The organism is Ensifer sp. Root127 (assembly GCF_001425225.1).
GTDB lineage: Bacteria > Pseudomonadota > Alphaproteobacteria > Rhizobiales > Rhizobiaceae > Ensifer > Ensifer canadensis.
Genome location: NZ_LMDX01000052.1, coordinates 115,284 through 128,081, shown reverse-complemented (window position 1 = coordinate 128,081; position 12,798 = coordinate 115,284). Strand labels below are relative to the sequence as shown.

Genomic DNA, 12,798 nt, shown 5'->3' with positions numbered 1-12,798 from the left:
ATGTCGATTCTCGTTAACAAGAACACCAAGGTCCTCGTTCAGGGCCTGACCGGCAAGACCGGCACCTTCCATACCGAACAGGCGCTTGCCTACTATGGCACGCAGATGGTCGGCGGCATTCACCCGAAGAAGGGTGGCGAAACCTGGACCGGTTCCAAGGGCGAAACCCTGCCGATCTTCGCGTCGGTTGCCGAAGGCCGTGAGAAGACCGGTGCGGACGCATCCGTGATCTATGTTCCGCCGGCAGGCGCCGCGGACGCGATCATCGAGGCGATCGATGCGGAAATCCCGTTCATCACCTGCATTACCGAAGGCATCCCGGTTGCCGACATGGTGCGCGTCAAGGCTCGTCTCGACCGCTCCAAGTCGCGCCTGCTCGGCCCGAACTGCCCCGGTATCCTGACGCCGGAAGAATGCAAGATCGGCATCATGCCGGGCTCGATCTTCCGCAAGGGTTCGGTTGGCATCGTCTCGCGCTCCGGTACGCTGACCTATGAAGCCGTGTTCCAGACCTCCAACGAAGGCCTCGGCCAGACGACGGCCGTCGGCATCGGCGGCGACCCGGTCAAGGGCACCGAGTTCATCGACGTGCTCGAGATGTTCCTCGCCGACGAGGCCACGACCTCGATCATCATGATCGGCGAAATCGGCGGCTCGGCCGAAGAGGATGCGGCGCAGTTCCTCATCGACGAGGCCAACAAGGGTCGCAAGAAGCCGATGGCCGGCTTCATCGCGGGCCGTACCGCGCCGAAGGGCCGCACCATGGGTCACGCCGGTGCCGTCGTTTCCGGCGGCAAGGGCGATGCGGAATCCAAGATCGCTGCGATGGAATCGGCAGGCATCCGCGTGTCGCCATCGCCGGCTCGCCTCGGCAAGACGCTGGTCGAAGTCCTCAAGGGCTGACCTCAGAATTGCGTCATCGGGGCCGGCCATCAAAGCCGGCCCCGATGACCGCACTGCCTGCACAAGTCCTTCGGTCGGCATCGATTTAAGGACAAGATCATGCAGCAGGTTGAAAGTGTTACAGCGCCCTTCGCGCGTCCTGATCGACGCACGGCGCTGCAAGGACCCAAAAGCAGGGCGCACTGGATGCGTCTGACAATGATGAACGACCGGGAAAACCCGGCATCCCAACTTAAGTCAGGAGGCGGACCAAAACGTCCGCGAGAACCCATGGCAAGGCAAGAGGCCAACGAGCAATTCCAGCTCACATCGTTTCTGGACGGCGCGAACGCCGCCTATATCGAGCAGCTCTATGCACGCTACGAAACGGATCCGTCGTCCGTCTCGGCTGAATGGCAGGCCTTCTTCAAGGCGCTGGCCGACAAGCCGGAAGACGTGGTGAAGGCCGCCAAGGGCGCCTCCTGGAAGAAGCCCAACTGGCCGATCGTCGCTAATGGCGAACTCGTCTCGGCGCTCGATGGCGACTGGGGTAGGGTCGAAAAGGTCATCGAGAAGAAGGTCAAGGCGAAGGCGGAAGAAGCCGCTGCCGTCACCGGCACCGCCGTGAGCGCGGCAGATATCCATCAGGCGACGCGCGATTCCGTTCGCGCCATCATGATGATCCGCGCCTATCGTGCGCGTGGCCACCTGCATGCCAAGCTCGATCCGCTCGGCCTTGCTGCCCCGGTCGATGACTACAACGAGCTTTCGCCCTCGAACTACGGGTTTGAGGAGAAGGATCTCGACCGCAAGATCTTCATCGACAACGTGCTCGGCCTCGAATACGCGAGCATTCGCGAAATGGTCGAAATCCTCGAGCGCACTTATTGCTCGACGATCGGCGTCGAATTCATGCACATGTCAAACCCGGAAGAGAAAGCCTGGATCCAGGAACGCATCGAAGGTCCGGACAAGGGCGTCGAGTTCACGCCCGAGGGCAAGAAGGCGATCCTGCAGAAGCTGATCGAGTCGGAAGGCTTCGAGCAGTTCATCGACGTCAAGTACAAGGGCACCAAGCGCTTCGGTCTCGACGGCGGCGAATCGCTCATTCCGGCGCTCGAGCAGATCATCAAGCGCGGCGGCCAGGAAGGCCTGAAGGAAATCGTTCTCGGCATGGCCCACCGCGGCCGCCTGAACGTGCTTTCCCAGGTGATGGCAAAGCCGCACCGCGCCATTTTCCACGAATTCAAGGGCGGCTCCTACGCTCCTGATGACGTCGAAGGTTCGGGCGACGTGAAGTACCACCTCGGCGCTTCCTCCGACCGCGAATTCGACGGCAACAAGGTTCACCTGTCGCTGACGGCGAACCCGTCGCACCTGGAAATCGTCAACCCTGTCGTCATGGGCAAGGCCCGCGCCAAGCAGGACCAGATGGCGACAGTGTTCGAAGGCGACATCATCCCGTTGCGCGAACGCTCAAAGGTCATGCCGCTCTTGCTGCACGGCGATGCGGCGTTTGCCGGCCAAGGCGTCATTGCCGAAATCCTCGGCCTGTCCGGCCTGCGCGGTCACCGCGTTGCCGGCACGGTCCACTTCATCATCAACAACCAGATCGGCTTCACCACGAACCCGGCCTTCTCGCGTTCGTCGCCCTATCCGTCGGATGTGGCCAAGATGATCGAGGCGCCGATCTTCCACGTCAACGGCGACGATCCGGAAGCGGTCGTCTACGCTGCCAAGATCGCCACCGAATTCCGGATGAAGTTCCACAAGCCTGTCGTCATCGACATGTTCTGCTACCGCCGCTTCGGTCACAACGAAGGCGACGAGCCTGCGTTCACGCAGCCGAAGATGTACAAGGTCATCCGCGCCCACAAGACCGTCGTCCAGCTCTACTCCGACCGCCTGGTCGCCGAAGGCCTGATGAGCGAAGGCGAAGTCGAGAAGATGAAGGCCGATTGGCGCGCCCATCTCGAGCAGGAGTTCGAGGCTGGCCAGTCCTACAAGCCCAACAAGGCCGACTGGCTGGATGGTGTCTGGTCGGGCCTGCGTTCGGCCGACAACCAGGACGAACAGCGTCGCGGCAAGACCTCCGTGCCGATGAAGCAGCTCAAGGAAATCGGCCGCAAGATCGCCGAGATCCCGGCCGGCTTCAATGCGCACCGCACGATCCAGCGCTTCATGGAAAACCGCGCCAACATGGTTTCGACCGGCGAGGGGATCGACTGGGCGATGGCAGAAGCGCTTGCGTTCGGTACGCTCGTCACGGAAGGCACGAAGATCCGCCTTTCGGGCCAGGACTGCGAACGCGGCACCTTCTCGCAGCGTCACTCGGTTCTCTACGATCAGCAGACCGAAGACCGTTACATCCCGCTTGCCAACCTCACGCCGACCCAGGCCCGCTACGAAGTCATCAACTCGATGCTTTCGGAAGAGGCCGTGCTCGGTTTCGAATACGGCTACTCGCTGGCCCGTCCGAACGCGCTGACACTCTGGGAAGCCCAGTTCGGCGACTTCGCCAACGGCGCACAGGTCGTGTTCGACCAGTTCGTCTCGTCGGGCGAACGCAAGTGGCTGCGTATGTCGGGCCTCGTCTGCCTGCTGCCGCACGGCTATGAAGGTCAGGGTCCGGAGCACTCCTCCGCCCGCCTCGAACGCTTCCTGCAGCTCTGCGCGGAAGACAACATGCAGGTCGCCAACGTCACGACGCCGGCGAACTACTTCCACATCCTGCGCCGCCAGGTGAAGCGCGACTTCCGCAAGCCGCTGATCCTGATGACGCCGAAGTCGCTGCTGCGCCACAAGCGTGCGGTTTCGAGCCTGTCGGAAATGGCCGGCGAAAGCTCGTTCCACCGTCTGCTGTGGGATGACGCCGAGGTCATCAAGGACGGCCCGATCAAGCTGCAGAAGGATTCGAAGATCCGCCGCGTCGTGCTCTGCTCCGGCAAGGTCTACTACGATCTGCTCGAAGAGCGCGAGAAGCGCGGCATCGACGATGTCTACCTGCTGCGCGTCGAACAGCTCTATCCGTTCCCGGCCAAGGCGCTGATCAACGAGCTCAGCCGTTTCCGCAACGCGGAGATGGTCTGGTGCCAGGAAGAGCCGAAGAACATGGGCGCCTGGTCGTTCATCGACCCGTACCTGGAATGGGTGCTGGCTCATATCGACGCCAAGTATCAGCGCGTGCGCTACACCGGCCGTCCGGCTGCGGCATCGCCGGCAACGGGCCTGATGTCGAAGCACATGGCGCAGCTGGCCGCCTTCCTCGAGGACGCGCTGGGGGGCTGATCCTGCCCCCTTGGCGCCGAGCCAATCGATAGAAACAGATATCTGATCAACGGAACAAAAATCATGGCAACAGAAATCCGCGTTCCCACCCTTGGCGAATCCGTCAGTGAAGCGACCGTCGGCACCTGGTTCAAGAAGGTCGGCGATGCCATCAAGGCAGACGAGCCGCTGCTCGAACTCGAAACCGACAAGGTGACGATCGAAGTTCCGGCTCCCTCGGCCGGCGTTCTCTCCGAAATCGTTGCCCTGGCCGGCGAAACCGTCGGTCTCGGTGCGCTGCTTGGCCAGATCGCTGCTGGTTCCGGTGCTGCGGCCGCGCCAGTCGCTGCTGCCGAGAAGAAGGCCGAGCCGGCTGCTGCCGCTCCGGCTGCCCAGCCCGCCGTTGCCGCTGCCGCACCGGCTGCATCGTCGATGCCGCCGGCTCCGTCCGCCGGCAAGCTGCTTGCCGAAAACAACCTCTCGGCCGACCAGGTCGATGGTTCGGGCAAGCGCGGCCAGGTCCTGAAGGGTGATGTGCTCGCCGCGGTCGCCAAGGGCATTTCGGCACCGGCCGCTTCCGAGCCGGTCAAGGTCCAGGCCCGCGCGCCGTCGACTACCGAGGACGTCGTTCGTGAAGAGCGTGTCAAGATGACCCGCCTGCGCCAGACGATCGCCCGTCGCCTCAAGGATGCGCAGAACACCGCCGCCATGCTCACTACCTATAACGAGGTGGACATGAGCGCGGTCATGAGCCTGCGCAACAAGTACAAGGACATCTTCGAGAAGAAGCATGGTGTGAAGCTCGGCTTCATGGGCTTCTTCACCAAGGCCGTCACCCATGCGCTGAAGGAAATCCCTGCCGTCAACGCCGAGATCGACGGCACCGACGTCATCTACAAGAACTTCTGCCACATCGGCGTCGCCGTCGGCACGGACAAGGGTCTTGTCGTACCGGTCGTTCGCGATGCCGACCAGATGTCGATCGCCGAGATCGAGAAGGACATCGGCCGCCTGGGCAAGCTTGCTCGCGATGGCCAGCTCTCCATGGCCGACATGCAGGGCGGCACCTTCACCATCTCCAATGGCGGCGTCTACGGTTCGCTGATGTCTTCGCCGATCCTGAATGCGCCGCAGTCGGGCATTCTCGGCATGCACAAGATCCAGGACCGTCCGGTCGTGGTCGGCGGTCAGATCGTCATCCGTCCGATGATGTACCTGGCGCTGTCCTATGACCACCGCATGGTCGACGGCAAGGAAGCGGTTACCTTCCTCGTCCGCGTCAAGGACAGCCTCGAGGATCCGGAACGTCTGGTTCTCGATCTCTAAGGCAATGACGGGGGCGCAATCGCAGCCCCCGTTTCCTTCTCCGGCCCGTTCTTTCCGGATCCCCTGATGTCGCTGGAACTGACCTACCTGCTCTGGAGTGCCGTCCTCGCCTTCGTCTATGTAATGGCGCAGGCGGGAACCTATAGGCTGCAGAACGGCATCATCGAAGCCGACACCAATCGGGATATGGCGCCCGAGCCGAACGTCCTCACGGGAAGGGCCACCCGGGCGCTGCGCAACTTCCATGAAACCTATCCGGTCTTCATTGCGCTTGCCGTCGTGATCGAGTTTTCGGGTCGAAGCGACGCGCTCAGCCAATGGGGCGCGATGATCTGGTTCTGGGCAAGGGTCGCCTATCTGCCGATCTATATCGGCGGTCTCGGGCTTGTCCGCTCGGCTGTGTGGACGGTGTCTGCCGCCGGGCTCATACTGATGCTGGCAGGTATTCTCGTCTAGAGCGTTTCCGTTTTTCAACGGAGTCTTGGAAACGCTCTATCTATTTGTTTTTACGCATTTCCTGACGGAATCGCTTCGTACTTTTCCTGGAAATGCTCTAGACGGAGGAGCACGACATGGCATTCGGATCCGACGTACCGCCTATCCAGGCACACATCTGCGTCAGGGACGGGTTGGCGGCAATCGCCTTCTACGAGAAGGCATTCGGTGCGGTGAACACGTTCCATCAGATGGCCGAAGACGGCAAGCGCGTGATGCACGCCAACCTGGCGCTGTTCGGCGGCGAGGTCATGATGCATGACGAGTTTCCCGAATTCGGCGGCAGCGTGCTGTCGCCGCTGACCGTCGGCGGCACCGGCGTGGCGATCAGCATCAACCTGCCTCAAGCGGGCGATGTCGATGCGGCCTATGTCCGGGCCATGGCGGCCGGGGCATCGACAGTTCTGGAGCCGCAGGATACGTTCTGGCAGGCGCGTTATGCGCGCATCAGGGATCCCTTCGGCCACGTCTGGGCCTTCAACGCACCGGTCGCACAATCATGAGCCAATATCTTTTCGAACTCGCATCGCTGATGGCGATCTTCACCTTCGCCATCGTCTCGCCCGGCGCCGATCTGGCGATGGTCATGCGCCAGTCGATCGTCCATGGCCGCCGTCAGGCGATCATCACATCCTTCGGTATCGGCAGCTCGCTGATGTTCCACGTGACCTATACGATCCTCGGTCTCGGGCTGATCATTTCGCAGTCGATCTATCTGTTCAACATCGTCAAATGGTGCGGTGTGGCTTACCTGATCTATATCGGGATCAAGGCGCTGCGGGCCGGCCAGACGGAGATTTCGGTCGACGCCGCACCATCAGGCGAACCGGCAAGGAGCCAGTCCGCGATCAAGGCGTTCGGCCTCGGCTTTGCGGCCAATGCGCTCAATCCGAAAGCGGTGTTCTTCTTCCTGTCGATCTTCTCGACGGTCGTTGGCGCCCACACGCCGATCATGATCAAGTTTGGCTACGGGCTGGTGATGGCAACCTGCCTCATCCTGTGGTTCGTCGGCGTCAGCCTGTTCATGACCACGCCGCGCATGCGCACCGCCTTCACCCGCGCCAGCAAGTGGATCGACCGCACCAGCGGCCTGGTGTTCATCGCGCTCGGCCTGAAGCTCGCGACCGAGAAGGCCGTCTGATCATGGTCATTGTCCGCTCTCTGCTCGTCGCTGCACTCGGCGCCGTGGTCGCCACGCCGGCGCTTGGCCAGGAATGCAGCCAGGCGCGCGCCATCTATGGCGACCGCGACGGCGCCTATGAACTGCGCTTCGAGCCGGTGGGATCGGAAAGTGCGGTGACGAGCAATCTTTTCAAGATCGCGGTTCTGAAACCGGGCCTGTTGCTCGACGGTGTCGTCATGCCTTCCGGCGAGCCGGAACGCGCGACCGGCATCGTCATGCACAAGTGCCCCACCGGTGACGTCACCGGCGAAGAGCTTCGCAAATGCACCGTCTGGCAGGGGCCTGTCTATTCCGTCGGCAAGACGGGTGCGATCGACGCGATTCCGGCCGAAACCGCGCCGGCTGCACACCAGATCCTGCTGCCGGATTTCGGCCCCGCCCTTCGCGCGTCGAGCGCCTGGGGCAAGGGCAAGGCCGAAACAGACAGCTGGGACGCCTTCACTCTCAAGGGGTGCGCCGCATGAGTGCTGCGCCCGTTGTTCTCGTCACCGGCGGCAGCCGTGGCATCGGGGCAGCTGTCTGCCTCGGCGCCGCCAGAGCCGGCTGGTCCGTCGTCGTGAACTACGCATCGAACGCCGAGGCGGCAGATGCGGTCGTGGCCACGATCCGGAAGGGCGGCGGCTCGGCGGTCGCGGTCAGGGGCGACGTCGGGTCCGATGCGGACATCAAATCGATGTTCGCCGCCGTCGACAAGGCTTTCGGCCGGCTCGACGGGCTGGTCAACAATGCCGGAATCGTCGGCCCGACCCAGCGCATCGACGAAATGTCGGTTGAGCGGCTCGAGCGGATGTTCCGCATCAACGTGACCGGTTCGATCCTGTGCGCCGCAGAAGCCGTTCGCCGCATGTCGACGCGTCACGGCGGCAAGGGCGGCGTGATCGTCAATATCTCGTCGGTTGCGGCCGAACTCGGCTCCCCGGCGCAATATGTCGACTATGCCGCCTCGAAGGGCGCGATCGACACGTTCACGATCGGTCTTGCGCGCGAAGTCGCCACCGAGAACGTGCGCGTCAACGCGGTTCGCCCCGGCATCATCGACACCGAAATCCACGCGTCCGGCGGCCTGCCGGACCGGGCACGCGATCTCGCGTCAACCATCCCCGTCCAGCGACCCGGCACGGCCGAGGAAGTGGCGGATGCGGTTCTTTACCTCCTGTCCGATAAGGCGACTTACGTGACGGGAGCCATTCTCAATGTCAGCGGCGGACGGTAACCGTCCCTGAAGGAAGGATAATCCAATGGCTTATGATCTCATCGTTATCGGCAGCGGCCCGGGCGGCTATGTCTGCGCTATCAAGGCGGCACAGCTCGGCCTGAAGGTTGGCGTCGTTGAAAAGCGCGCCACCTATGGCGGCACCTGCCTCAACATCGGCTGCATTCCGTCGAAGGCCCTGCTGCACGCTTCGGAAATGTTCCACCAGGCCGGCCACGGCCTGGATACGCTCGGCGTCGAAGTCGGCGCGCCGAAGCTCAACCTCGAAAAGATGATGGCGCACAAGGACGCGACGGTTAAGTCCAACGTCGAGGGCGTTTCCTTCCTGTTCAAGAAGAACAAGATCGACGGCATCCAGGGCACCGGCAAGGTGCTCGGCCAGGGTAAGGTCTCGGTGACCAACGACAAGGGCGAAGAGCAGGTCCTGGAGACGAAGAACATCGTCATCGCCACCGGCTCCGACGTTGCTGGCATCCCGGGCGTGTCGGTCGAGATCGACGAGAAGGTGATCATCTCGTCGACCGGCGGCATCGCGCTCGAAAAGGTGCCGGCGAACATGATCGTCGTCGGCGGCGGTGTCATCGGCCTCGAGCTCGGCTCGGTCTGGGCCCGTCTCGGCTCCAAGGTGACCGTGGTCGAATATCTCGACGCGATCCTCGGCGGCATGGACGGCGAAGTCTCCAAGCAGTTCCAGCGCATGCTCGCGAAGCAGGGCATGGAGTTCAAGCTCGGTGCCAAGGTGACCGGCGTCGTCAAGGACGGCAAGGGCGCCAAGGTGACGTACGAGCCTGTCAAGGGCGGTGACGCCGTGACGCTCGATGCCGATGTCGTTCTGATTGCCACCGGCCGCAAGCCCTACACCGACGGTCTTGGCCTTGCCAAAGCCGGTGTCGTCATGGACAAGCACGGCCGCGTCGAGATCGACAACCATTTCCAGACGAGCGTTGTCGGCGTCTACGCCATCGGCGACGTCGTGCGCGGCCCGATGCTGGCGCACAAGGCCGAAGACGAAGGCGTTGCGGTTGCCGAGATCCTCGCAGGTCAGGCCGGCCACGTGAACTACGACGTCATCCCCAGCGTCGTCTACACCCAGCCGGAAGTCGCTTCCGTGGGCAAGACCGAGGAAGAACTGAAGGCAGCGGGCGTCGCCTACAAGGTCGGCAAGTTCCCGTTCACGGCAAATGGCCGTGCGCGGGCGATGCAGGCGACCGATGGTTTCGTCAAGATCCTCGCCGACAAGGAAACCGACCGGGTTCTCGGCGGCCACATCGTCGGCTTCGGCGCCGGCGAGATGATCCACGAGATTGCCGTTCTGATGGAATTCGGTGGCTCGTCGGAAGATCTCGGCCGCACCTGCCATGCGCATCCGACCATGTCGGAAGCGGTCAAGGAAGCGGCGCTGTCGACCTTCTTCAAGCCGATCCATATGTGACGATTTGGCAGGGGGCTGCGACAAGCGGCCCCCTGTCTTGCGCCGACATTAGGCGCGATCATCGACCCCATGCGCTTGCGACGGAAAGCCGTCGCTCTTGGCAATTGCGCAATTCCCGGGAAAACCGTTTCACACGTTTCCTGGAATTGCTCTGGCTGCCGCCACGAGGGATCATGAAACCTAGACCCGCCACCGTTCTTTTGCCGAGCCCGCATCTGCCGGATGCCGATTGGGCTGATCGTTTCGAGCTTGCCCTGAACGGAAAGGGGCTGACGGCGATCGAGGTGGCCGAGCGCTCGCTCGGCAATTCGCCCGCCTGGGTCCGCACCCTGCTTAAGCTTCGCAACCGGGTGGTATCGGTGGTCGGCCTCAAGTCGGAGGCGCCTTCACCGGGCAAGTTTGGCCTTATCGGCCCGTTTCCGGTTCTGTCTCGAAGCGACGATGAGGTCGTGCTCGGCTTCAACGATGCCCATCTCGATTTTCGCATCGTCGTTGACGTCAGGGCGGGATCGGCCGTCAACCAGATCATCGGCATGACGACACTGATCCGGCGTCACAACACGCTCGGGCGCGTCTACCTGGCGGCCGTCATGCCGTTTCACAAGGTCATCGTGCCGACGCTGCTGGCAGGCGCAGCGAGCCCGCCTGGCTGAGCGGCAACACCGCCGCGCCTGTCGAGGATAGAGACCGATCATGCCGCGGCGGCAGACTTGGGGACCGGCTCTTGTGTCAACACCACAGCGCCGCGCGTCTTATTAGACGCGCAAAGGTCGCTGTAGCACTTTGAATTTCTGCATGTTTCCTTAAATCGAATAGGATTTAAGGAAACATTCAGGAGCTTGAAGACGGAACGCGCCCGTGGCCGGCATCCCTGCCGGCCGGTCCGTCAGTTGGCGCGGGTGACGGAGAAGCCCTGGCGCTTAAGCAGTTCGACCAGGCCCTCGTCGCCGGCAAGATGCAGGGCACCGACCGCCATGAAGGCGTTGCCGTTGCCGAGGATCGGTTCGGCGCGCGTCGCCATCGTCTTGTTGCGATCGATAATGATGCGCTGTTCGAAGTCGGCGTAGCTGGCGTCTTCGCTTGCCACATCTTCAGAAACGGCCTTCATCATCGGCATGATCATGCCGGTGTCGCCGGAGAGGTAGAGGTCGGTGGTGGTGGCGAGCACGTCGTCGATCGTCTTGCCAAGGGCGAGCGTCTCGATGAGGGCGCGCAGGTGCAGTTCGGTCGGCAGCGAATCCATTGCGGCCAACTGCTCGATGAGGGTTTCAAGCCCCTTCAGCGTCTTGCCGTGGCTGACGGCGTCTTCGGCAAGCTTCTTGTCGAGGAAGGATGCGCCGGCGGCCTTGCGGGTCATCTCGCAGGCGGGCAGCGCGACGAAGCTCGCAATCATCCAGGGCTTCATCTTGGCAACCAGCGTCAGCGGTATGCCGCGCTCCTTGAGGCCGCGTTCGAGCCGCTCGCGGTCTTCAGGGTTGAGAAAATCGTTGATGGTCTTGTTATCGGCAAACATGGTGAGGTCGGGCCGCATCAGGATGGCGGCGGCCGACTTTTTCTCGTCGATGATCTCGTCCGATTCGATGATGACGGTCGATGCCGTGGCGAAGGCATCGGCGGCACCCGTTGGCATCGCCAGTACGCGCGGATCGGTGACATGCATGGTGCCGAGCAGCCAGGAGGGGGCGATGCCATCCTTCTCGATCTTCCAGAATATGCCCTTGCCGTTCGGGATGGCGTCGGCTTCGGCTTTCAGCCTGGCGAGTTTTGCGGGGTCGGTTTTTTCGAGACCGGTGATGATGTTCGTACCGCCGCAGATGGCTTCGGTCGCGGCGTGCGCCTGCGAGATCGAGGCGACCATCGCAATGAGGCTGGCCGCGAGCAGCAGATGGATAAGCGCGATCAGCCAGAGGGCCATATCGGCGGCCCTGGCCGCGAGGTTACGGGCGGGCTTGGCGATCGAATACATGATCACTTCCTAATGTTCTGCCGAGTCTAGCGGACCCTACGCTTCGTTGGTCACGGCTTCCTTAATAGGTATGGTTAACCTGCCCCTCCGCCCAAATTCAGGCGCGCGGATGAGCCCGGTCGTAGATCTCCAGCAGCCGCGTCGAGTCGACGCCGGTATAGACCTGTGTCGTTGACAGGCTGGCGTGGCCCAGCAGTTCCTGGATGGTTCTGAGATCGCCGCCGCCGGCCAGCAGATGCGTGGCGAAGGAGTGGCGCAGCGCATGCGGCGTGGCCGTGTCGGGCAGGCCGAGGGCGCCGCGCAGCTTCTGCATCTCGCGCTGGATGATGGCCGGCTGAAGTTTCGCCCCGCGCGTGCCGCGGAACATCGGCTCGCCGGCGCCGGCATGGTAGGGGCAGAGCTTGAGATAGGTCGCGACCGCGTCGCGCGCCACAGCCATGAGCGGCACGATGCGGGTCTTGCCGCCCTTGCCGGTGACGCGCAGCGAGGATGGCGTGCCGGCGAAATCGCCCGGCGTCAGATCGAGCGCCTCGGAAATGCGCAAGCCGCAGCCGTAGAGCAGCGTCAGCACGGCGGCGTTGCGCGCGGCCACCCACGGCTCTTCGGCAAGCTGCGCGTCCGTCGTGACGACATTGAGTGCCTCGCGGTCCGTCAGCGGCTTAGGCAGCGATTTCGGCTGCTTCGGCGAACGGACGGCCGCGGCACCGGCGGCATTGGCAAGTCCGATGCGTTCGAGATAGCGCAGAAAGGAGCGCAGGCCGGCTAGGCCCCGGCCGAGCGTGCGCGCGCCCGCACCGCCCTTGCGACGCTGGGCGAGAAAGCCGCGAAGGTCGGCCGGCCGCAATGTGCTGATGTCTGAAAGACGGGGCGGGCCGGCGAGATGGCCGGTGAGGAATGTGAGGAATTGTCGCGTGTCGCGCTCATAGGCGTCGACGGTATTGTCGGACAGGCGGCGCTCCTGCAAGAGCCCTTGCAGCCATCTCTGGCGCTCTGCAAGCAGGTCTGGATGGCCGATGACGAGCAGCTCGTTCATT

General features: G+C 63.0%; 12 protein-coding genes. 10 read left to right on the top strand and 2 right to left on the bottom strand.

The genetic code is table 11. From position 1 onward, the window contains the following. The 10 genes from sucD to ASD03_RS33030 all read left to right on the top strand — a co-directional run bounded on the left by sucD (position 1) and on the right by ASD03_RS33030 (position 10,451). Positions 1–903 (top strand): succinate--CoA ligase subunit alpha, encoded by a 903-nt coding sequence (sucD, locus tag ASD03_RS33075; RefSeq protein WP_025425084.1) that lies wholly within the window; start codon positions 1–3, stop codon positions 901–903. Positions 904–1,173: 270 nt separating this feature from the next. Next, positions 1,174–4,170: a 2-oxoglutarate dehydrogenase E1 component gene (locus ASD03_RS33070; RefSeq protein ID WP_025425083.1), complete on the top strand. Its 2,997-nt coding sequence runs from the start codon at positions 1,174–1,176 to the stop codon at positions 4,168–4,170. Positions 4,171–4,233: 63 nt separating this feature from the next. Further along, positions 4,234–5,475 (top strand): 2-oxoglutarate dehydrogenase complex dihydrolipoyllysine-residue succinyltransferase, encoded by a 1,242-nt coding sequence (odhB, locus tag ASD03_RS33065; RefSeq protein WP_025425082.1) that lies wholly within the window; start codon positions 4,234–4,236, stop codon positions 5,473–5,475. Positions 5,476–5,541: 66 nt separating this feature from the next. Further along, positions 5,542–5,931 (top strand): MAPEG family protein, encoded by a 390-nt coding sequence (locus ASD03_RS33060; protein WP_025425081.1) that lies wholly within the window; start codon positions 5,542–5,544, stop codon positions 5,929–5,931. A gap of 116 nt (positions 5,932–6,047) precedes the next feature. Next, entirely contained in the window at positions 6,048–6,473 is a 426-nt protein-coding gene (locus ASD03_RS33055) for a VOC family protein (protein WP_025425080.1), read from the top strand. Continuing rightward, positions 6,470–7,111: a LysE family translocator gene (locus ASD03_RS33050; RefSeq protein WP_025425079.1), complete on the top strand. Its 642-nt coding sequence runs from the start codon at positions 6,470–6,472 to the stop codon at positions 7,109–7,111. The genes ASD03_RS33055 and ASD03_RS33050 overlap by 4 nt, the downstream gene beginning before the upstream one ends. Before the next feature lie 2 nt (positions 7,112–7,113). Next, the gene (locus ASD03_RS33045) at positions 7,114–7,617 is read left to right on the top strand and encodes a hypothetical protein (RefSeq protein WP_025425078.1); all 504 of its coding nucleotides are present in this window, start codon (positions 7,114–7,116) and stop codon (positions 7,615–7,617) included. Beyond that, positions 7,614–8,366: an SDR family oxidoreductase gene (locus tag ASD03_RS33040; RefSeq protein ID WP_025425077.1), complete on the top strand. Its 753-nt coding sequence runs from the start codon at positions 7,614–7,616 to the stop codon at positions 8,364–8,366. The genes ASD03_RS33045 and ASD03_RS33040 overlap by 4 nt, the downstream gene beginning before the upstream one ends. A 25-nt stretch (positions 8,367–8,391) precedes the next feature. Next, a complete protein-coding gene (lpdA, locus tag ASD03_RS33035) occupies positions 8,392–9,798 on the top strand; it encodes a dihydrolipoyl dehydrogenase (RefSeq protein ID WP_025425076.1) in 1,407 nt (468 codons plus the stop codon). A gap of 173 nt (positions 9,799–9,971) precedes the next feature. Then, positions 9,972–10,451 carry a DUF2867 domain-containing protein gene (locus ASD03_RS33030; RefSeq protein WP_025425075.1) on the top strand — a complete coding sequence of 160 codons (480 nt, stop codon included), beginning with the start codon at positions 9,972–9,974 and terminating at the stop codon, positions 10,449–10,451. 233 nt (positions 10,452–10,684) lie between these two features. On the opposite strand, the gene ASD03_RS33025 is transcribed toward ASD03_RS33030, so the two are convergent. Both ASD03_RS33025 and ASD03_RS33020 read right to left on the bottom strand, forming a co-directional pair. Next, entirely contained in the window at positions 10,685–11,764 is a 1,080-nt protein-coding gene (locus tag ASD03_RS33025) for a TraB/GumN family protein (protein ID WP_025425074.1), read from the bottom strand. 97 nt (positions 11,765–11,861) lie between these two features. Continuing rightward, complete coding sequence (locus ASD03_RS33020; protein ID WP_025425073.1) at positions 11,862–12,797, bottom strand: tyrosine recombinase XerC; 936 nt, start codon at positions 12,795–12,797, stop codon at positions 11,862–11,864. Position 12,798 lies beyond the last annotated feature (1 nt).